Below are 20,219 nucleotides of genomic sequence, written 5' to 3' on the forward strand. Positions count from 1 at the left end.
TGTTCCTCGCGCCTTCAGGCGGCGAGCTTGTCATTCTTGCGGATGAGTTCGGCGGCCAGCGCGCGATAGGCGGCGGCGCCCTTGGAATTGGTGTCGTAGCTGAGCACCGGTACAGCGTAGGACGGCGCCTCGCTGACGCGGACGTTGCGCGGGATCACGGTGGAGAAAACCAGCTCGCCCAGGTTGCTGCGCGCGTCATCCTCGACCTGTTGCGAGAGGTTGTTGCGCGCGTCGTACATGGTGAGGACGATCCCCTCGATCCGGAGATCGGGATTGGCGGTCTGGCGCACTTCGCGGATGGTCATCATCAGCTGCGACAGACCTTCCAGCGCGAAGAACTCGGATTGCAGCGGGACCAAAACGGAATGCGCTGCGACCATCGCGTTCACGGTCAGCAGATTGAGCGAGGGCGGGCAGTCGATCAGCACGAAATCGAAACCGTAGAGATCGATCGCCTTTTGGCGCAGTGCGTCGTGCAGCAGGAAACTGCGCTTTTCGTTGGAGAGCAACTCAATATCGGCCGAGCTGAGATCGACCGTGGCGGGGACCAGATGCAACCCGTTGGTCGAGGTGGGCAGCACGACCTCGTCGAGCTCGATCTCTTCGAGCAACAACTCGTAGGTCGTATTCTCACGATCTTCGACCTCGATCCCCAGGCCGGTGGACGCGTTGCCCTGCGGGTCGAGATCCACGACAAGGATCTTGAACCCCATCTCGGACAGTGCGGCGCCGAGATTGATCGTGGTCGTGGTCTTGCCGACGCCGCCTTTCTGGTTGGCGATGGCGATGATTTTGGGACCGGCCGGACGCGTCGGGTCAGACATTGGAGAGCTCTTCGATTTGGAGGATGACGGCGTGTGGATCCGTTTTACTGGGATGTGCGCGGCAAGTGAAGTGCCAGGAGCGCTCTGCATCAGCGATTTCCGACCTGTGGCCCGAACCCTTCATCAAGAGTGCAGTGCCCTCGGCAGAGAGGTGCCGATGCACGTGGGTGAGCAGGTTTGGCAGCGGCGCGAGGGCGCGGGCGGAAAGTACCTGTGCGTTCCGGGGCGCGACATCTTCGATCCGCTTGGCCAGAACCTCGGTATTGAGGGAAAGCGCGCCGGACGCGCGGCGCAGGAAACTGGCCTTACGGGTATCGCTTTCGATCAGAGATACCGTGGTTTCGGGCGACCATTCGGCGAGGATGCAGGCGACGACGAGCCCGGGAAAGCCGCCGCCGCTGCCGAGATCGGCCCATGATGTCGGGTTGGCCGGTGCGTGGTTGAGGATCTGCGCGGAATCGAGGATGTGCCGCGTCCATGCGTCGTCGAGCGTGCTGCGCGAGACGAGGTTGATGGCCGGGTTCCACTTGCGCAACAGGGCGAGCAGCTCATGAAGCCGTTCCTCTGTTTCACGTGAAACACTGCCCGCGAGGACGGAAGACAGCTCTCTCATGCAGATTTGCTTTTCTCGGCACGCCGCAGCCGGGCCAATAGGAGGGTCAGCGCAGCTGGCGTCATCCCTTCGATCCGTCCGGCCTGGGCGATATTCTCGGGCCGCGCATGGGCGAGCTTGCTTTGCAACTCGTTGGACAGGCCCGGGATCCCGGTGAAATCGAAACCGGCCGGGAACCGCGCGTTCTCATCACGACGCAGCGCCATGACATCGCGTTCCTGCCGCTCGATGTAATTCGCATAGAGCGCTTCACGTTCCAGCTGCGCGCCCGTCTCACCGTCGACATTTTGCAGCTCCTCGGCCAAAGGTCGCAGCGTGGACAGGTCGATATCCTTGAAAGACAACAGCTGATAGGCGCTGCGCTTTGCGCCGTCGGCCTTGACCTCGATCCCGACCTCGCGCAGCCGGGCCGGCGAAAGATGCAGTTCCTTCAGCAGCGCCCGGCCCGCCTCCAGACGGTCCAGCTTGTCGTGGAAGCTCCGCAGCCGCTCTGTCGATGCGCAGCCAAGACGCTCAGCCTCGGGCGTCAACCGCTGATCGGCATTATCGGCGCGCAGGGACAAGCGGAACTCGGCGCGGGAGGTAAACATCCGATAGGGTTCCTGCACACCCTTGGTCGTAAGGTCGTCCAGCATCACACCGATATAGCTGTTATGCCGGTTGAACAGGATCGGGTCCTTGCCCTGACAGGCCAAGGCCGCGTTCAGCCCGGCCACAAGCCCCTGCGCTGCCGCTTCCTCGTAGCCCGTCGTGCCGTTGATCTGCCCGGCGAGGTAGAGCCCCGGCACATCGCGCAGCGCAAGCGTGCTGTCCAAGGCGCGGGGATCGATGTAGTCATATTCGATCGCGTAACCCGGCTGCAGGATCTTCGCATCCTCGAGGCCCGGAATGGTCCGGACATAAGCTTCCTGGATTTCCTCTGGCAGAGAGGTCGAGATCCCGTTCGGATAGACCACGTGGGAGTCGAGCCCCTCGGGCTCCAAGAACACCTGGTGCGAGGATTTGTCGGCAAAGCGCACAACCTTATCCTCGATCGATGGGCAATATCGCGGACCGACCCCGTCGATATGCCCGCCATACATGGCCGAACGGTCGAGGTTGGCGATGATGATCTCATGGGTCTTCGGGGTCGTATGGGTGATCCCGCAGGACAGCTGCCGTGCTTCCGGAGCTTTTGACAGGAAGGAAAACAGCACCGGATCCGGATCGCCAGGCTGCATTTCCAGCCCCTCCCAGCGGATTGTCCGCGAATCCAGCCGGGGCGGTGTCCCTGTCTTGAGGCGCCCGGTGGGCAGGTTGAACGACTTGAGCCGCTCGGCCAGGGGTTGGGACGCGCGGTCGCCCATGCGGCCACCGGAATACTGGACGTCCCCGACATGGATGACGCCGTTGAGGAAGGTGCCGCTGGTCAGGATGACGGCCGTCCCCAGGACCTCACTGCCATCCGCAAGCCGGATGCCGACAACGCGATCACCTTCTTGGACAAGGTCGACGACCTCGCCTGCGAGGAATGTCAGGTTTTTGGTCCCTTCGATCTCGGCCCGCATGGCCGCGCGATAGAGCGCGCGGTCGATCTGGGCCCGCGGCCCCTGCACCGCCGGCCCCTTGCCGCGGTTGAGCAGTCGGAACTGGATCCCGGACCGATCGGCCAGACGGCCCATGATTCCGTCCATCGCGTCGATCTCGCGCACGAGGTGCCCCTTGCCCAGCCCACCGATCGCGGGATTGCAGGACATCGTGCCCAGGTCCTCGATCTTGAGCGACACAAGGGCGGTATCTGCGCCTATCCGGGCCGAAGCCGCGGCCGCTTCACAGCCCGCATGGCCTCCACCGATGACGATCACGTCGAAGCGCTTCTGTTTCACGTGAAACACTCCTCACTTTCCAATGCAAAAACTCGAGAAGATTTCGTCCAGCAGATGCTCCACATCCACGTAGCCCAGAAGCGATTCCAGACGTCTCAGGACGAGTCGCATGTCCTCGCTGGCCATATCGTACTGGTCCGGACCATCCTCGATCAAGGCCGCGGCTTGCGCCAGGTGCACTCGCGCGTCCCGCAAGACCTGGCGATGTCGTTCCCGCGACGCAAGGCTGGAGCCCGCAGTCCGCTGAAGCAGTTGTGCCTCGATCTGCGCGAGCAAGCGGCCAGCCCCCTGCCCCGTCTTGCCCGAGATCCCGTTTTCGAGGTCTCCGGTGTCGTCCTTGGCTGACAAAACGATATCGCCATCGGAGGGCTCCAGCATATGAGCCTCTCCCGGAAGGATAAGGTGTACCCGCAGATCTGCCTGCTCGGCGCGCTGCAACGCACGCTCCACGCCGATGCTCTCGACCCTGTCTTCGGTCGCGCGCAGACCCGCCGTGTCCAGAAGCGTGACCGCCAGCCCGCCGATATCCATCCGCACCTCGATCACGTCGCGCGTCGTCCCGGCAATCTCCGAGGTGATCGCGGCTTCGCGCCCGGCGAGGTGGTTCAGCAAGGTCGACTTGCCCGCATTCGGCGGGCCGACGATGGCAATCTCGAAGCCGGTGCGGATCCGTTCCGAGGCGCGCGCGCCCGACAGCATCCGGCCGATATCCGAGGCGACGGAGCCGATCAGCTCCAGCACCTCGCCCGACACGTCGACGGGCACCTCTTCATCCGCGAAATCGATCGTGGCTTCCAGCAGGGCTGTCGCGCGGATCAGGTCCTGACGCCAGCGCGAGATCTCCTTGCTGAAGGCGCCGGTCAGGGTTTCCAATGCCTGGCGCCGCTGCGCCTCGGTCTCGGACTCGATCAGGTCGGACAGCGCCTCGACCTGGGTCAGGTTCATCATGCCGTTTTCAAGCGCGCGACGCGTGAACTCTCCCGGTTCGGCCTGCCGCAAGTCGGGCAATTCAGTCAGGGCGCGCAGGATCGCGGCAATGACGGCGGTGCTGCCATGGGTCTGGAACTCGACCACGTCCTCGCCGGTAAAGCTCGCGCCTTTCGCAAAGCGCAGCACCAGCGCCTCGTCCAGAAAGAGCCCATCCGGCGCATGAAGCCGGCGCAGCCGCACCTGCCCCGGCGCCGGCACGCTCCGCGCCAGCGCCTGCCCCGCCGCAATGGCCTCGGGGCCGGAGACGCGGATGACCGCGACCCCGGCCTGCCCCGGCGCGCTGGCCAGCGCAAAGATCGTATCCATGGCCGATCAGCTGTTCATCGAGTCAAAGAACTCGGAATTCGTCTTGGTCTGCTTGAGCTTGGACAGCAGGAACTCGATCGCGTCCGTGGTGCCCATCGGGTTCAGGATCCGGCGCAGGACAAAGGTCTTCTGCAGGTCCACCTTGTCGGTCAGCAGGTCCTCTTTCCGGGTGCCGGATTTCAGGATGTCCAGTGCCGGGAAGACGCGCTTGTCGGCGACCTTGCGGTCCAGCACGATCTCGGAGTTGCCGGTGCCCTTGAATTCCTCGAAGATCACCTCGTCCATGCGCGAGCCGGTATCGATCAGCGCAGTCGCGATGATGGTCAGCGACCCGCCCTCCTCGATATTCCGTGCGGCACCGAAGAACCGCTTGGGCCGCTGCAGCGCGTTGGCGTCGACACCGCCGGTCAGCACCTTTCCCGAGGACGGCACCACCGTGTTGTAGGCGCGGCCCAGACGCGTGATCGAATCCAGCAGGATGACCACGTCGCGCTTGTGCTCGACCAGGCGCTTGGCTTTTTCGATCACCATTTCGCTGACCGCCACGTGACGCTGCGCCGGCTCGTCAAATGTCGAGGACACGACCTCGCCCTTCACCGAGCGCTGCATGTCCGTCACTTCCTCGGGCCGCTCGTCGATCAGCAGCACGATCAGGTAGCACTCGGGATGGTTCTTCTCGATGGAGTTCGCGATGTTCTGCAGCAGCACGGTCTTACCGGTGCGCGGCGGCGCGACGATCAGGCTCCGTTGGCCCTTGCCGATCGGCGCGACCAGGTCGATGATCCGGGCGGACTTGTCCTTGATCGTCGGATCCTCGACCTCCATTTTCAGCCGCTCATCCGGGTAGAGTGGCGTGAGGTTGTCAAAGGCAATCTTGTGCCGCGCGCGCTCGGGTTCCTCGAAATTGATCCGCGTCACCGAGACCAGCGCGAAATAGCGCTCTTCGCCGTCGGGCGCCTTGATCTCGCCCTCGATGGAATCCCCGGTCCGCAGCGAGTATTTCCGGATCATGTCCGGCGAGACATAGATGTCATCCGGACCCGGCAGGTAGTTCGCCTCGGGCGAGCGTAGAAAGCCGAACCCGTCCTGCAGCACTTCCAGCACGCCATCGCCGAAAATGTCCCAGCCTTCATCCGCGCGTTCGCGCAGGATCTGGAACATCATCTCGCCCTTGCGCATGGTCGAGGCGTTCTCGATCTCCAGCTCTTCGGCCATGGACAACAGATCCTTGGGGCTCTTCGCCTTCAGATCCGCCAGGTTCAGTCGTTCTTGGGACATGCCAACTCCGCTCACGGGCCGCGCGGCCCATGTCATCGCATTATTTCGGAAGAAGCCTCCAGAACAGGAGGTAGGCCTAGATATCGTGGCACAGGTGCAAAAGTCAATCTTGCCGCCCCGCGGCGCCGGCGGGCGCGGTATTCCTTAAAGATAAAGAAAGAAAGAAGGGATTTTGTTTGTGTTTGGGGGCGCCGAGTCCTGTGGATTGTCCAGGTTCTCACAGGGTTATCCAAAAGGCAGGATGTTGTGGATCGTTTCGTGGATCAAATGCAGACAGATCTGACCGGTTTCGCAAAAGCCGCAGGGATTCAACAAGATACAACGAAAATCAGGGAAAAGCCTGATGCGGACAAACGCGGGAGGATCACGTGTCCGACCCCCCTGCCCCCAGCATCGGGTTCTCCCCGCTCACAGGCCGAAAAAGCCTGCGCTGCTGTGCAGCACGCCCGGGTTCTCCCCCATGCTTGCAAGCGCGGCGCTTTTTCCTCAAAACCGTCTTAACGTCCCGCACAGAACTGTCCTCAGATCCATCCCCATGAATCTTGATCTTCTCCTCGCCTCCGGCTCGCAAATCAGGCTCTCGCTGCTGCAATCCGCCGGGCTGTCGGTCGAGGCGCATCCTGTCGCGCTTGACGAGGCCGCGATTCGCGAATCGATGCTGGCCGAGGGCGGCACGCCGCGCGAAATCGCCGATGCGCTGGCCGAGGCCAAGGCGCTCAAGGCCGCCCGCCGTTTCCCCGAGGCCCGCGTGCTGGGCTGCGACCAGGTGCTGAACTATGACGCCATGGTCCTCGGAAAACCCGAGACGCGCGATGCCGCAGCGCAGCAATTGCGCAACCTGCGCGGTCAGACGCATCAGCTCCTCTCGGCCGCGGTGCTCTGCGAGGATGGCAAACCCGTCTGGCGCCAGATCACGACGGCGCGCCTGACCATGCGGGATGTCTCGGACAGCTACCTCGACGCTTATCTCGACCGGAACTGGCCGGATATCGCCACCTCCGTCGGCGGCTACAAGCTGGAGCGCGAGGGCGTGCGCCTCTTCTCACGCATCCAGGGCGATCATTTCACCATTCTGGGCCTGCCGCTTCTGGAGCTGTTGAACTTTCTCTCGATCCGAGGAACCATCCACGCATGACGCTCGCCCGCATTCCCCTGGCCGCCGTGATCGGCGCGCCTGTCGCGCATTCCCGGTCGCCCCGGCTTTTCGCGCATTGGCTTCGCAAATACGGCCTGCCCGGGCATTACATCCCGATGGAGGTGCCGGCCGACAAGCTGGAAGAGACCTTGCGCCTGCTGCCCGATCTCGGCTTTGTCGGGCTGAACGTGACCATTCCCTACAAGGAACGGGTGATGCAGATCGCGGATGTCGTCTCGGATCGCGCGACGCTGATCGGGGCGGCGAACACGCTGATCTTCCAACAGGATGGCCGTATCCACGCGGACAATACCGACGGCTACGGCTTCATCGAGAACCTGCGCCAGAACGGGCCAGATTGGCAGCCCGAGGCCGGGCCGGCGGTCGTCTTCGGCGCGGGCGGTGCCGCGCGGGCCGTGATCGCCTCGCTGCTCGATGTCGGCGTGCCCGAGATCCGGCTGTCCAACCGCACCCGCCACCGGGCCGAGGCCGTGGCGCAGGATTTCGGCAACCGCGTGGAGGTGCATGACTGGGTGCAGGCCGGCAATATCATCGAGGACTGTGCGACCGTGGTGAACACGACCTCGCTGGGCATGGCGGGAAAGCCCGAGTTCCGCGTCCCGCTGGATGCGCTGGAGCCGGGCATGCTGGTGACCGACCTGGTCTACACGCCGTTGCGCACTCGGTTGTTGCGCACGGCCGAAGAGCAGGGCTGCACCACGGTGGACGGGCTGGGCATGTTGCTGCACCAGGCCGTCCCGGGGTTCGAGCGCTGGTTCGGCATGCGCCCGGATGTAGACGAGTCGATCCGGGCCGCCGTACTCAGATGAGGTTCAAGCTGGGCCTGACCGGCTCCATCGGCATGGGAAAGTCGACCACGGCCGCGATGTTTGCCGATCTGGGCTGCGCCGTCTGGGATGCGGATGCGGCGGTGCACCGGCTCTACGGGCCGGGTGGCGCGGCGGTCGCGCCACTGGGCGCGCTGGTTCCCGAGGCGATCGTCGAGGGGAGCGTGTCCCGTGCCGTCCTGCGCGAGGCGTTGCGCGACGACCCTGCCCTTCTGCCCCGGATCGAGGAAATCGTGCATCCGCTTGTGCGTGCGGATCGTGATGCCTTTGCCGCGCAGCATGCTGGCCGGATCGGGGTGTTCGACATCCCCCTGCTCTTCGAGACGGGGGCCGAGGCCGAGATGGATGCCACCGCCTGCGTCACGATCCCGGCCGAGGAGCAACGCGCGCGCGTGTTGGCCCGTGGCACGATGAGTGCCGAGGATCTGGACGCGATCCTGGCGCGCCAAATGCCGAATACCGAGAAATGCGCCCGGGCGGATTACGTGATAGAGACCGACACGCTGGACTACGCGCGGGCACAGGTGCGTGACGTGGTGCAGGATATCGAACAGAGGCTGCAAGATGCGTGAGATTGTACTCGATACGGAAACAACCGGCTTCGAGCCCGAACAGGGCGACCGGATCGTCGAGATCGGTGCGGTGGAGCTGTTCAACCACGTGCCCACCGGCAAGACCTATCACCAGTACATCAACCCCGAACGCTCCATGCCGCAGGAGGCCTTCGCGGTGCACGGGCTGGGCGATGACTTCCTGCGGGACAAGCCGGTTTTCCGCGACATCGCGGACGAACTCCTGACCTTCATCGGCACGGCCAAGCTGGTCATCCACAACGCCGCCTTCGACGTGAAATTCCTCAATGCCGAGCTGCGCTGGGTGAACAAGCCGCCCCTGCCCGCCGATTGCGCCATCGACACGCTGGATATCGCGCGGCGCCGCTTTCCGGGCTCGCCCGCGTCGCTGGATGCGCTGTGCCGCCGGTTCAGCATCGACAACGCGGCGCGGACCCTGCACGGCGCCCTGCTCGACAGCGAGATCCTGGCCGAGGTCTACCTGGAACTGATCGGGGGCAAGCAGCCGGATTTCGGGCTGAGCGCGGGCGGTTCGCCGCGCAACGCGGCGGCGGCCGAGACGGCGTGGCGTCCGAAGCCGCGTCCGACGCCCCTGCCCTCGCGGCTGTCGGACAAGGAAAAGGCGGCTCACGCCGCCTTTGTCGAGAAGCTGGGGGACGAGGCGCTCTGGCTCAAGACCTGAGCGCCCGGTCTTACGCCTGTGCCGGGGCCGCGGCTTGGGCCTGCTGGCGGCGGGCGATCTCGTTGCGGTAGAGCGCAAGGAAATCGATCGTCTCGAGGTTCAGCGGCGGGAAGCCACCGTCGCGCGAGATGTCCGACACGATGCGGCGCACGAAGGGGAAGAGCATGCGCGGGCACTCGATCAGCAGGAACGGGTGCAGCTGTTCCTCGGGCACGTTCTCGACGCTGAAGACACCGGCGTAGTCCAGCTCCAGCAGGAACAGGCGGTCATCGCTGCCCTTGGACTTGCTGTCCACCTTCAGCTTCATCACCACTTCGTACTGGTTCTCGGCCGAGCGCTTCTTGGCGTCGAGATTCACCTGCACCTGCACGTCGGGCTGCACCTCGCCGGTGACACCCTTCTGCGACAGGATGTTCTCGAAGGACAGGTCGCGGATGAATTGCGCAAGAATGCTCATCTTGGGCGGCTGCTGCGCCTGTTGCGGTTGTTGCGGCTGCTGCGGGTCCTGCGCACCATTATCCTGAGGCATGAAAACTGTCTCCAAATGTCACTCTCGGCTCATCGCATAACAGTGCGCTCAGTGTTTCGTCCAGCCCGAACCCGGGTGATTGGGCGACTTGCCCGGCGGCACCTCGGTGAACTCGCCATCGATCACGTCGCCCTGCCCGGGCCGTTGCGGCCGGCCGGGCGGTGTGCGGCGCGGATCCTGCCCCGGCCCCGGCTGTTGCGGGCCCATGCGGAATTCCTGCACCTTCACGCGCTTGCGCACCCAGACCATCACGGCGCGCCGCACCGGCGGGGCCAGCAGCGCAAAGCCCACCGCGTCGGTGAAGAAACCCGGCGTCAGCAGCAGCGCGCCCGAGAACAGGATCATCGCGCCATGGGCCAGCGGCTCGCCGGGGTTGCTCATCCGCTCGAAGCTGTTGCGCAGATCGTCCAGCGCCATGCGTCCCTGCGCCCGCACCAGCCAGGTGCCGATGATCGCGGTCAGCACGACGATGGCCAGCGTCGGCCACAGGCCAAGCCATCCGCCGACCTGAATGAACAGGCCGATTTCGATCAGCGGGACAAGGATAAAGGCTGCTAGCAACCACATATGGCGCACCTCCATTACCGGCTCTCAGGTGGACTCACCCGGATGCGTCACCTACATAAGGTTTCAACCGTCATAATTAAACGTCCGCCGCCACGAGGTGCCGATGAATTCGCCCATCCTTCAGCTTCTGGTTCTCGCCGGAATTGCCATCTTCCTCGTCCTGCGGCTGCGCAGCGTCCTGGGCACGCGGGAGGGGTTCGAGAAGCCGCCCGCTCCCCAGACCAGCGAGGCGCCCAGCCGCCGCGGGTTCGAGGTGATCGAGGGTGGCCCCGATCGCGACATCACCGACCATGTCGAGGAAGGCAGCGATGCCGCCTCGGCACTGGCCGAGATGAAGCGGGCCGAGCCGTCCTTCTCGGTGTCCGAGTTCCTTTCGGGGGCGCGCGGTGCCTACGAGATGATCCTCATGGGGTTCGAGCGCGGCAATGTCGAAGAGCTCAAGCCCTTCCTTGCCGATGACGTCTACCAGACCTTCGAGGAGGTCGTGGCGCAGCGCGAGGAACAGGGCCTGACCATCGAGGCCGAGTTCATCGGTGTGCGCGAGCTGACGCTGGCCGATGCCACCTTCGACAGCCAGAGCGGCCGCGCCGAGATCACCGTGCGCTATGTCGGCGAGCTGACCTCGGTCGTGCGCAATGCCGAAGGCGAGATCGTCGAGGGCTCTGCCACCGCGGTCAAGCGCCAGAAGGACATCTGGACCTATGCCCGCAACATGGGCAGCGACGATCCCAACTGGCAGCTGGTCGCCACGGACGAATGAAGCACCTGCTGTTCGGTGTCTGTCTGGCCTTTTCAGCGATGACCGGGGCAGAGGCATCGGAGGCCGAGCCGGAGATCCGGATCCTCGGGTTCGAGGATCTGGAAGGCTGGGGCGAGGACGACCACGCGGCGGCCTTGGCCGCCTTTCTCGAGACCTGCGGTGACCTGCGCGATGTCGATTGGTCGGCCCTCTGCCGCGTCGCGCAGGATGCCACGGATGCGCGCGCCTTCTTCGAGCTGTTCTTTCGCCCGGTCATGATCGACGATGGGCAGGATGCGCTGTTCACCGGGTATTTCGAGCCCGAACTGGACGGCTCGCCCGTGCGGACGCCGCGTTATCGCTATCCCGTCTATCGCATGCCGCCCGAAGCCAAGGTGACCCGGCCCTGGCTGACACGCCGCGACATCCTGACATCGGGCGTGATGGAGGGGCGGGGGTTGGAGATTGCCTGGGTCGATGACCCGGTCGAGCTGTTCTTTCTGCAGATCCAGGGCTCGGGCCGGATCCGCTTTCCCAACGGGCGCTACGTGCGCGTGGGCTATGGCGGCTATAACGGGCACCAGTACAGTTCCGTCGGGCAGGAGCTGGTGCGTCGCGGCACCTATCAGCCGCACCAGGTCTCGGCCCAGGTCATCAAGAACTGGGTACGCCGCAACCCGGTGGACGGGGCCGAGCTGCTCTATCACAACGACGGTTATGTCTTTTTCCGCAAGGTCGACCACGTGCCCGCCCACAAGGGGCCTCTGGGCGCCATGAACCGCTCGATCACGACGATGCGGACGGTGGCCGTCGATCCGGCCTACGTGCCCCTGGGCGCGCCGGTCTGGATCGAGAAACAGGGTCGCTCGCCGCTCAACCGGCTGATGATCGCGCAGGATACCGGCTCGGCCATCAAGGGCGCGCAGCGGGCGGATATCTTCTATGGCACCGGCGATGCCGCCGGGCGCGAGGCCGGGCGCATCCGCGATACCGGGCGCATGGTCGTGCTGCTGCCGATCCAGCGCGCCTACGCGATGCTGCCGGATCCGCTGCAATGAGCCGACGGCGCGTCCGCCCCGAAGAGCTGGAGCTGTGGCAGCAAGTCGCCCGCGGCACCGATCCCCTGCACAAGGATCGCCGCAGCTTTGCGCCGAAACAGGCCGAGCCCGCGCGATCCGAGCGCCCCGAGCCATCGCCGAAACCCGCGCCGATCCCGGAATTCGAGCTGGGCGGCAATGCCATGCGCCGGACCGAGACGCATGTCTTCCCCCGCACCACCAGCGATCACGTGAACGGCGCGCCGGTCCAGATGGACCGCAAGACCTTCACCCGGCTGAAGCGCGGCAAGCTGCGTCCCGAGGCACGGATCGACCTGCATGGCATGACGCTGGACCAGGCGCATCCCGCGCTGATCCGTTTCATCATGGACAGCCAGTCGCGGGGCCGCAGGCTCGTTCTGGTGATCACCGGCAAGGGCAGCCGCGAGGACCCCTATGATGCCTCGCCCCGTCGGCGCGGCGTGCTGAAAAGCCAGGTGCCCCACTGGCTGCGCCTGCCGCCGGTCGGCCGATCGGTCCTGCAGGTGTCCGAGGCGCATCGCGCCCATGGCGGAACCGGCGCCTATTACGTCTACCTGCGGCGCAGCTGAGCTCAGAGCAGGGCGCGAGCGCGGGTGACGCCGATGCCCATCAGGACCGAAGCGACGACGAAATAGGTTGCGACGCCGATATACTGTGTCTCGATCCCGATCCCGGCGTCGATCAGCACCCCGGTGATGCCCGGCCCGATGGCCGATCCGAAGACCATGACCGCCGCGGCCATGGACTTGATCGCGCCAAGGTTCCGCGTGCCGTAGAACTCGGCCCAGAAGGCGTTGGGCAGCGTGTTGTTCGCCCCGGCCGACAGCGCCAGGAAGATCAGCCCCAGGAAGGTCAGCGCTAGGCTCTCGGTCAGTCCGAACAGCAGGAAGGCGACGATCATCGGGGTCTGGAACCACGGCATCAGCCGAGGCGTCCCCAACCGGTCGAGCAGCCAGCCCGACAGCACCAGAGCGCCCACGGCCGTGGCCGTGTAGAAGGGGAAGAGCGCCACCAGATCCAGATGCGCCCAACCCTTGATTTCGGCGAAATGCACCTGCTGGAAGAAGAACGCCGTGTTGAAGGCGGCAGGGCCCAGAAGGGCAGGGACCATGAACCAGAACAGCCAGTGGCCCAGCACCTCCTTGCGGGTCCAGTGCCGCTGCGCCATGCCCAGAGCGTGATCCGTGTCGGCATGGCTCTGCGGTGTCCGTTCCTGCCGCAAGAGCATCAGCAGAACCGGGATTGCGGCGATGCTGGTCACGGCGGCCCCCACCCAGAGCCAGCGCCAGTCCAGCACCAGCATCAGCGACACGAAGGTCACGGGCAGCACCGCCTCGCCGAAGGCAAAGCCCAGCCCGGCCACCGACAGGGCGCGGCCGCGCGTGGCAACAAACCAGCGCGACATCGAGACCACGGCAATATGGCTGGCCATGCCCTGCCCGCAGAAGCGCAGCGCAAAGATGACAAAGGGGATCAGCGCGGCGGCGGTGTTCAGCGCCATGAACAGGCAGGCCGAGGCCAGCGCCACCAGCACGAAACTGCCCAGCACCCGCGACCGGAACCGGTCGGTCAGCACCCCGGCCCAGACCATCGCCGCGGCCGAAGCGGCCGTGCCCAGCGTGTAGATCCCGCCCCAGGCCCCGTGGCTGAGGCCGAAGGTCTCGCGGATCTCGCCCGCGAAGATCGAGATGAAGAAGGTCTGGCCGAAACTCGACAGAAAGGTCAGCATCGCGCCGGCCGCCAGCCATCGGGCGTTCCGGGCAAGAAATCCAAAAATCGTCATGCCCTGCCTATCCCCCGCCGTTCCGCCATGTGCAAGATCGCCTGCCATGAAAACTGTGCTGACCGCGGGATTGCACGGCTATTGTTGACACCGCCGTGACTGCGCTAGGTTGATCTCGGGAAACGCTGGAAGGGAGTACTTTCATGAAACTCAAGATCGCATCGGCCATTGCCGCTGCTTCGCTGGCCACCGTGGCCCATGCCGAGTCCCACATGGGGTCGGGGGATGCCACGGCGGGCGAGCGTGAATTCAACAAGTGCAAGGCCTGCCACATGATCGTGGCCGATGACGGCACCGAGATCGTCAAGGGTGGTCGCACGGGCCCCAACCTGTATGGCGTGATCGGCCGTCAGGCCGGGTCGGTCGAGGATTTCCGCGGCTACGGTGAAGACTTGGTTGCGGCCGGCGAGGCCGGGCTGGTCTGGGATGAAGAGAACCTGATCCCCTATCTCGAGGATCCGCGCTCGTTCCTGCAGACCTACCTTGATGACAACAGCGCACGGTCCAAGATGTCCTTCCGCCTGCGTCGCGGCGGCGAAGATGTCTATGCCTATCTCGTCTCGGTCGGCCCCGAGATGGACGCCGAAGAGGGCGAAGGCGACTCGTAAGCCCTTGGTCTGCGACACAGAAAAGGCGCGCCCCGCGGGGCGCGCCTTTTTCTTTGCGGTCCGGTCGAATTAGTTGGCGGCGTTGGCCACCCGCGTCGTCAGACCGAAGACAGAGCCGAACAGGCCGATGATGGTCTGGGCCGAGTTCACCGGGCTTTCGGTCGCCAGGACCGTGTCGTCGGGCTGGATATAGAACTTGCGCGCCGCAAAGAGGCCATCCGCCGTGGTCAGGTCCAGCGTGAAGACCACCTGCTGCAACTCGGGGCCGGAGCCATCTGCCCGCAAGTCGCCGGCCGCGAATTCCCGCAGGATCAGAACGCCCTCGGGGTCGGCACGTGTATCGTTCAGCCCGCCCATCAGCGACATGGCTTCCAAGGCGGTGATCTCGTCCTTGGGGAAATAGATCAGGTCTTCCTGGCCCGAGGCTCCCAGCGCGACGAAACTGCGGTCATCCTCTTCCACGATGATCGTGTCGCGGGGATAGAGCAGCGCGTTCCTCGAGCCGTCGGCGAAGAGGATATCGGCCGAGATCTCGTAGGTTTTCGAGCCGCGCAGCAGGCGGACCTGCGGGTTGCGCAGGTTGGGCGGGATCCCGCCCGCATCGGCGATGACGTTCAGGACCTTGTAATTGCGCGAAGGCATGGGGAAGGCGCCGGGCTGGGCAACGCCGCCGACGACATCGACCGAATGGTCGCGCCCCTGCTGCAGGCTCAGCTGGACCTGTGCCGAGGGCACGATCGGCTCCAGCCGCTGCTGGATCTTGGAGCGCGCCCCGGCCGGTGTCAGGCCGCGAATGCCGACCTTGTTCACGTAAGGCAGGAAAACCGAACCATTGGCATCGACCTCGACGCCCTCGATCTTGGTGAAGCGCTGACCGGGATTGGTGATAAGCGAGTTTTCCTGGCTGTCCCAGATCGTGATATTGACCAGGTCACCGGTCCGGATCACCGAGGAACTGCTGCCGCTGCTGGTGTTGGGCCAGTGGTAATGCCCGTGCCAGCCGGTCGAGGGCCATTGGTTCAGGGCCGGGATATTGGCGCGGCTGACTTCGACCACCTGGAAGGTGGGGATTTCTGCATCCCGTTCCTTGATGACTTCGGATTGCACGGCGGCACCGCGCGGCAGGCTGCAGGCCGAAACGGCCAAGGTCGCCAGAAGAATGGCTGCAAATCTGATAGACACCCGCAATTTGCCCCCCAAGGTGGTCCGGCGCGCTTTGTACTTTCTAGCGTCCCCCCAAGCTGATAGACAGTCCTTTGCCGGATTGAAAGCAGATTGAGGCCGAATCGTGGCGCCAGAACCGCATCCCCGCCCCGTTCTGTTGCTGGGCGCCACCGGGAAACTCGGGCGTGGCATGTTGGCGGCGCAGCGCGGGACGGCACGCATTGGGTATGAGATCGTGCCCGTCGCCCGCCGTGCTGGTGACGAGGTCCTGCAATGGGCGCCGGGCGATCCGATGACGGCCTTGCCTCCGGCCCGGGCCGTGATCGCCGCTTGGGGTGTGACCGAAGGCACCAGTGAAGAGCTTGCCGCGAATGTCGAGCTGGCGCGGTGTGCGATGGAGGTTGGGGCCGCGACCGGTGCCGATATGGTGCTGCACATGTCCTCGGCCGCGGTCTATCGTCCGCAGGACGCGCCGCTGAGCGAGGATGTGCCCGCCGACCCGCCGGCGCCTTACGGTGGCGCCAAGCTGGAGATGGAGCAGGCGGTGATCGACTGGGCGGCGCGGCATCCCGACGGGCCTCGGCCGATCCTTCTGCGGATCGGCAACGTGGCAGGCGCTGACAGCCTGTTTCGCAATCTCAAACCGGGTGGGACCCTGCGGCTCGACCGCTTCCCCGATGGTGCGGGGCCAAACCGCAGCTACGCCACCGCGGCCGATATCCTGCGGGTGTGCGGCGCGTTGATCGCGGCAGGGCAGGGGCCCCATGTCCTGAACGTCTGCGCGCCGCGCCCGACCCCCATGGAAGAGATCGCAAGGGCGGCGGACTGCGAAGTCACCTGGCAGGACGCGCCTGAGACGGCGAACCGGACGGTCTGGCTGGATACCACGCGGCTGTCACGTCTTTGCACGCTGCCGGACGAAGCCTCTGACGCGGAGTACGTCGTGCAGGCGGCGCGCGACTCGGGGCTCTGGCCATGACGCCCCTGCGCCGGACGCTGGATATCCTGTATGCGCTGGGGCTGGGGATAATTCTGTCGCCCTTGATCCTTTATGTTGCCGGGTTGGTCCTTATCAAACAGGGGCGCCCGCTGTTTTACTGCTCGGAGCGGATGAGCCGCCCGGACAAGCCGTTCCAGCTGATCAAGTTTCGCAGCATGACCGTGGTCGAGACCGACAGCGGCGTCTCGGGCGGCGACAAGGCGGCGCGGATCACGCCGACCGGGGCGATGCTGCGCCGGACGCGTCTGGACGAGCTGCCGCAGCTCTGGAACATCCTGCGCGGGGATATCGGCTTTGTCGGGCCCCGCCCGCCGCTGCGCCACTATGTCGAGATGTTTCCCGAACTCTATGCCGAGGTGCTGAAGGACCGACCGGGCATCACGGGCCTGGCGACCATCGCCTTTCACAAGACCGAGGAGCGCCTGCTGGCCCGGACGCGGACGCCGGAAGAGACCGAAGAGATTTATTGCCGGCGTTGCGTGCCGCGAAAGGCTCGTCTGGACATCCTGTATGCGCGGCGCCGCAATGTCTGTTCGGACTTCCGGCTGATGTGCGCGACGGTCTTCAAGAGCGTCACGATGCACGATCGCAAGCGCTAGCGGCGGATCGCCTGCGTCGCCATGTAGCCGATCACCTCGCCCATCCATTGCCGCGCGCTGAGGATGTAGCCGTCATGTGCCACCACAAAGGTGTTGCTGAACGTGCCGCCCGGGCCGCTGCATTTGGCGTTCACCGTCTGCGCCGGCTCGTCGATCAGACCCACCGTCACCTGCATACCCCCGGCGGGCGCGACGATGCAGCTATAGCCCACCACCCGCGTCTGGTTGTCAGAGGTGAGGAAGCGCTGCACGTATTGGGCCGAGCCCGCCTGGCGCGCCTTGACCAGCGAGATCAGCGCATCCTCTTCCGAAGACATCAGGTCGCCGCCGAAGCCGCGGGTCGAAACGATCATCCCGTCCCGCATCACGATGACCTGTCGGCTCGAGGCGCCGAAGCTCTGGTAGGGGCCGTTGCGCTGGATGTCGAACATCAGGAACTGGGCCTTGCGTTCCTCGATCTCGTAGAGATGAACCGAGGCATCGGTGGCGCCCAGCGCCTGGGCAAGCTGCTGGGGCGTGACGCGCGCCTCCTGCTGTTTCTCGCCCGACAGGGCGGCCGGCAACTGCGCAAGCAACTTGGCCGCGTCGTTTGTGCCGTTGCCGCAGGCTGCCAGAAGACCGAGGCCGGCCACGGCAAGGGTGCGGCGGAGCGCCGTCATTCTCGTCATCTCCAGAACCTTCCCCAGGATTTCACCGCTTCGGGCTCGTGATAGTCGCGGACCTTGTCATAGAGCCGGCCGCGCACGTTCAGGCGGGCGCCGCCGTCGCGCGACAGCGACTGGATGTTGATCGCGTTGTCCTTGCGCGAGGGCGTGCCGAGGAAGGGCGACAACGGGATTGTCACCCGGATGCCCTTGTCGAAGGAGCCTTCGCCGAAATCCTCGAAGCTGGCATCGGTGAAGGTCGCATAGGCGCCGACCTTCCAGCCATTGGCAAACTCGCGGTCCAGCGTCACGGTCGCGCCGTAATCCCCGGCCAGGTAGCGGCCCACGTCCAGCTGGCCGTGGAAGCCGTTGCCGATGTCGTAATAGGCCGAGACATGGCCGTTGAAATTCGGGATCTCGCGCTGGATGCCGGTGACCGGGTCGGTGGTGACCATGTCCTGGAAGCCGAAGAGCTGGTCGAACTCGCGCCGCTGCACGTAGTTGACCTCGGCGCCCAGCGCCAGCCGGCTGCCCACGGGCTTCCACAGAAGCTCGGCCGAGGCGCCGCCATACATCTGTTCCAGGTAGCCGACGGTCACGCGCGAATAGAGGTTCGGCGCGGGCCGGCCATAAAGCGCGAATTGCAGGTACTCGATCGCCGGGTCGCCCTGCGACGAGTAGAGCGACTGGTCGGTGCGCACGCGGGGCAGGTTCGACTTGTCCCGCCGCGTGACCGTGTCGAGATTACCGCCGACCTTCTTGGTGACCGAGCCCGACAGGATCAGGTTCGGCGTGATCTCGACCTTGGCCGAGGCGCGTACCCCGCTGTCGGCGCGCACCGGGTTGTCCGGGTCGAAGACCGACAGCTGCAGGTAGGGCGCGATGGACCATTCGAATTTCGGATAGGTGCCCGGGTCGGGCCGCGGCGCGCGGCCATAGGCGTCGACGATGCTGGTGCGGGCCAGCATCTCGTCCGCGGCCTCGTGCTCCAGTCGTTCGAGATCCGAGCGGCGCATGACGACCGCCGACATGGGCATCCCGTCGACCACCGGCACGATCACGAATTCCTCGATCGAGGCGGGCAGGGCGCGGGTCATGGCGCGGGCCGTGCGCCCGATGGCCTGGCTGACGGCACCGTAGCGCGGGTTCAGCAGCCGCACCGTGGCGCGGGTCGGCTCCAGCCGGACACCCTCGATGATCAGCCCATCCTTGGCGGCCAGCTCGGTCAGCGAGGCCTTGGCCGCGGTGCCGCGGGTCGCATCCGAGGTCCAGCCCAGGTCCTGCGCGGCGCCGGGTGCGCGCGGCGCGACGGGCAGGCCGGCCGATTCGATGCCGCCGGGGATGCCTTGTGTCTTGGGATTGGTGACGATGGTGAACTGTGCGCCCACCTCTTCGCCCAGCACGTGGTAGAGCGAGACCTGCCCGCCATTGCGGAACCGGTAGTCCAGCCCGAAATTCCACGGGCTGGACTTCACATGCGCACCGCGGGCGCGTTCCCGGGTGTAATCGTCCGAGGAATACTCGACTTTGAAGTTAAGTCGGTCATTGGGCGCATAGCTGACCCCGCCGAACACACCCATGTCGCCACGGAACCAGCGGTCATAAGTCGGGATACCGCCCTGTCCCAGTACGGTCGCGGGGCGCGTGCCGGTCGTGGCCACGGGGTTGTAGCTGCCCAGCCGTCCCCAGCCGAGACCGCCGGTCAGTTTCAGACCCGGGGCGACCGTCTTGGTCGCGACAATGTATTCGCCGCCATAGGCGCCGGTGCCGATGAAATCCTGCAGGCCGATCACGATCGACGGGCGCGAGGGTGATTCGGTCAGCAGCTGGAACCGCATGTCGAAGCTGCGGTCGTAATAGATGCCCTCGGGATCGTTGGCCGGCTTCGAGCGCGGGTGGTTGAAGTCGCGGATCGCCGAGTAGCGGAACGCGGCCGACAGGCGCGGCGTGATCTGGAAGTTCAGCGTCGTGCGGGTCGTGTTGCCGAAATTTCCGACCGTGGCCGACAATGTCCCGTCGGGCAGAACCTCGGCCGTGGGCATGTCGACCAGGCCGGGCGAGCCGTAGAGGTTGAAGGAGGGTGTATTGCGGTCCGTCTCGGCCCGCGCCGGCGCAATGCCGGCCGCCAGCGCAAGCGCCGCAACCACCGCCAGCGTCGCCCGCGACCTGTTTCGCGTAGGCTCTGACATGCCAGTCCCCCAACCCTGTTTCAAAGCGTCAGACCCTTGCTAATGGTTTTCGCGGGTCAAGTCCACGTGACAACGCAGGCGCAGCACGGCTTGTGGGATTATCGGCACGGATCGGCGCGCGGCGCCGCATTAACGCGCGATTTTTACAGTTTAAGCCAGCGGTAAGAGCCGTCCGCTATCCCTGAATTCGGTGGGACTGAAGGTG

At 65.2% G+C, this 20,219-nt stretch carries 21 protein-coding genes; 10 read left to right on the plus strand and 11 right to left on the minus strand.

Going from position 1 to position 20,219, the window contains the following annotated elements; all coding sequences use genetic code 11:
* Positions 1-14: 14 nt before the first annotated feature.
* The 5 genes from AVJ23_RS16960 to rho are packed head-to-tail and all read right to left on the minus strand — an operon-like array spanning position 15 to position 5,876.
* The gene (locus tag AVJ23_RS16960; RefSeq protein ID WP_058863406.1) at positions 15-824 is read right to left on the minus strand and encodes a ParA family protein; all 810 of its coding nucleotides are present in this window, start codon (positions 822-824) and stop codon (positions 15-17) included.
* A complete protein-coding gene (gene rsmG, locus AVJ23_RS16965) occupies positions 817-1,437 on the minus strand; it encodes a 16S rRNA (guanine(527)-N(7))-methyltransferase RsmG (protein WP_058863407.1) in 621 nt (206 codons plus the stop codon). Before rsmG ends, AVJ23_RS16960 begins: the two co-directional genes overlap by 8 nt.
* Entirely contained in the window at positions 1,434-3,311 is a 1,878-nt protein-coding gene (mnmG, locus tag AVJ23_RS16970) for a tRNA uridine-5-carboxymethylaminomethyl(34) synthesis enzyme MnmG (RefSeq protein ID WP_058863408.1), read from the minus strand. The genes rsmG and mnmG overlap by 4 nt, the downstream gene beginning before the upstream one ends.
* Positions 3,312-3,314: 3 nt before the next feature.
* Complete coding sequence (mnmE, locus tag AVJ23_RS16975; protein ID WP_058863409.1) at positions 3,315-4,598, minus strand: tRNA uridine-5-carboxymethylaminomethyl(34) synthesis GTPase MnmE; 1,284 nt, start codon at positions 4,596-4,598, stop codon at positions 3,315-3,317.
* 6 nt (positions 4,599-4,604) lie between these two features.
* On the minus strand, positions 4,605-5,876 hold the full coding sequence (gene rho, locus AVJ23_RS16980) for a transcription termination factor Rho (RefSeq protein ID WP_058863410.1): 1,272 nt from the start codon (positions 5,874-5,876) through the stop codon (positions 4,605-4,607).
* Between the two features lie 535 nt (positions 5,877-6,411).
* Between rho and AVJ23_RS16985 the strand changes: the two genes are divergently transcribed.
* The 4 genes from AVJ23_RS16985 to dnaQ are packed head-to-tail and all read left to right on the plus strand — an operon-like array spanning position 6,412 to position 9,113.
* Positions 6,412-7,011: a Maf family protein gene (locus AVJ23_RS16985; protein WP_058863411.1), complete on the plus strand. Its 600-nt coding sequence runs from the start codon at positions 6,412-6,414 to the stop codon at positions 7,009-7,011.
* A complete protein-coding gene (locus AVJ23_RS16990) occupies positions 7,008-7,841 on the plus strand; it encodes a shikimate dehydrogenase (RefSeq protein WP_058863412.1) in 834 nt (277 codons plus the stop codon). The genes AVJ23_RS16985 and AVJ23_RS16990 overlap by 4 nt, the downstream gene beginning before the upstream one ends.
* Complete coding sequence (gene coaE / locus AVJ23_RS16995) at positions 7,838-8,431, plus strand: dephospho-CoA kinase (RefSeq protein ID WP_058863413.1); 594 nt, start codon at positions 7,838-7,840, stop codon at positions 8,429-8,431. Before AVJ23_RS16990 ends, coaE begins: the two co-directional genes overlap by 4 nt.
* Entirely contained in the window at positions 8,424-9,113 is a 690-nt protein-coding gene (gene dnaQ / locus AVJ23_RS17000) for a DNA polymerase III subunit epsilon (RefSeq protein WP_058863414.1), read from the plus strand. Before coaE ends, dnaQ begins: the two co-directional genes overlap by 8 nt.
* Positions 9,114-9,123: 10 nt before the next feature.
* On the opposite strand, the gene secB is transcribed toward dnaQ, so the two are convergent.
* Together secB and AVJ23_RS17010 are read right to left on the minus strand one after the other, a co-directional pair.
* Complete coding sequence (gene secB, locus AVJ23_RS17005) at positions 9,124-9,642, minus strand: protein-export chaperone SecB (RefSeq protein ID WP_058863415.1); 519 nt, start codon at positions 9,640-9,642, stop codon at positions 9,124-9,126.
* 48 nt (positions 9,643-9,690) lie between these two features.
* On the minus strand, positions 9,691-10,209 hold the full coding sequence (locus tag AVJ23_RS17010) for an FxsA family protein (RefSeq protein WP_058863468.1): 519 nt from the start codon (positions 10,207-10,209) through the stop codon (positions 9,691-9,693).
* Positions 10,210-10,312: 103 nt separating this feature from the next.
* Here AVJ23_RS17010 and AVJ23_RS17015 point away from each other — a divergent pair, with 103 nt between their 5' ends.
* The 3 genes from AVJ23_RS17015 to AVJ23_RS17025 are packed head-to-tail and all read left to right on the plus strand — an operon-like array spanning position 10,313 to position 12,596.
* Positions 10,313-10,969 carry a Tim44/TimA family putative adaptor protein gene (locus AVJ23_RS17015; RefSeq protein WP_058863416.1) on the plus strand — a complete coding sequence of 219 codons (657 nt, stop codon included), beginning with the start codon at positions 10,313-10,315 and terminating at the stop codon, positions 10,967-10,969.
* A gap of 38 nt (positions 10,970-11,007) precedes the next feature.
* Positions 11,008-12,006, plus strand: coding sequence for a murein transglycosylase A (gene mltA / locus AVJ23_RS17020; RefSeq protein WP_058863469.1), 999 nt, complete (start codon positions 11,008-11,010; stop codon positions 12,004-12,006).
* Positions 12,003-12,596 carry a Smr/MutS family protein gene (locus tag AVJ23_RS17025; protein WP_058863417.1) on the plus strand — a complete coding sequence of 198 codons (594 nt, stop codon included), beginning with the start codon at positions 12,003-12,005 and terminating at the stop codon, positions 12,594-12,596. The genes mltA and AVJ23_RS17025 overlap by 4 nt, the downstream gene beginning before the upstream one ends.
* 2 nt (positions 12,597-12,598) lie before the next feature.
* On the opposite strand, the gene AVJ23_RS17030 is transcribed toward AVJ23_RS17025, so the two are convergent.
* Positions 12,599-13,810: an MFS transporter gene (locus tag AVJ23_RS17030; protein ID WP_205626878.1), complete on the minus strand. Its 1,212-nt coding sequence runs from the start codon at positions 13,808-13,810 to the stop codon at positions 12,599-12,601.
* A 143-nt stretch (positions 13,811-13,953) separates the two neighbouring features.
* On the opposite strand from AVJ23_RS17030, the gene AVJ23_RS17035 reads away from it, so the two are divergent.
* Positions 13,954-14,418 carry a c-type cytochrome gene (locus AVJ23_RS17035; protein ID WP_058863418.1) on the plus strand — a complete coding sequence of 155 codons (465 nt, stop codon included), beginning with the start codon at positions 13,954-13,956 and terminating at the stop codon, positions 14,416-14,418.
* Positions 14,419-14,487: 69 nt separating this feature from the next.
* Here the strand turns inward: AVJ23_RS17035 and AVJ23_RS17040 are convergent, their stop codons facing one another.
* Positions 14,488-15,525 (minus strand): polysaccharide biosynthesis/export family protein, encoded by a 1,038-nt coding sequence (locus AVJ23_RS17040; protein ID WP_240484699.1) that lies wholly within the window; start codon positions 15,523-15,525, stop codon positions 14,488-14,490.
* A gap of 214 nt (positions 15,526-15,739) precedes the next feature.
* Here AVJ23_RS17040 and AVJ23_RS17045 point away from each other — a divergent pair, with 214 nt between their 5' ends.
* Both AVJ23_RS17045 and AVJ23_RS17050 read left to right on the plus strand, forming a co-directional pair.
* The gene (locus AVJ23_RS17045) at positions 15,740-16,561 is read left to right on the plus strand and encodes an NAD-dependent epimerase/dehydratase family protein (RefSeq protein ID WP_240484701.1); all 822 of its coding nucleotides are present in this window, start codon (positions 15,740-15,742) and stop codon (positions 16,559-16,561) included.
* Positions 16,558-17,181: a sugar transferase gene (locus AVJ23_RS17050; protein WP_058863420.1), complete on the plus strand. Its 624-nt coding sequence runs from the start codon at positions 16,558-16,560 to the stop codon at positions 17,179-17,181. Before AVJ23_RS17045 ends, AVJ23_RS17050 begins: the two co-directional genes overlap by 4 nt.
* Here AVJ23_RS17050 and AVJ23_RS17055 read toward each other — a convergent pair.
* Positions 17,178-17,840 carry a YjbF family lipoprotein gene (locus AVJ23_RS17055; RefSeq protein ID WP_058863421.1) on the minus strand — a complete coding sequence of 221 codons (663 nt, stop codon included), beginning with the start codon at positions 17,838-17,840 and terminating at the stop codon, positions 17,178-17,180. The two genes, AVJ23_RS17050 and AVJ23_RS17055, sit on opposite strands and share 4 nt — an antisense overlap.
* A 5-nt stretch (positions 17,841-17,845) precedes the next feature.
* Complete coding sequence (locus AVJ23_RS17060; protein ID WP_058863422.1) at positions 17,846-20,014, minus strand: YjbH domain-containing protein; 2,169 nt, start codon at positions 20,012-20,014, stop codon at positions 17,846-17,848.
* Positions 20,015-20,219 lie beyond the last annotated feature (205 nt).

The sequence above is a fragment of the Pseudoponticoccus marisrubri genome, from assembly GCF_001482405.1.
Classification (GTDB): Bacteria; Pseudomonadota; Alphaproteobacteria; order Rhodobacterales; family Rhodobacteraceae; genus Pseudoponticoccus; species Pseudoponticoccus marisrubri.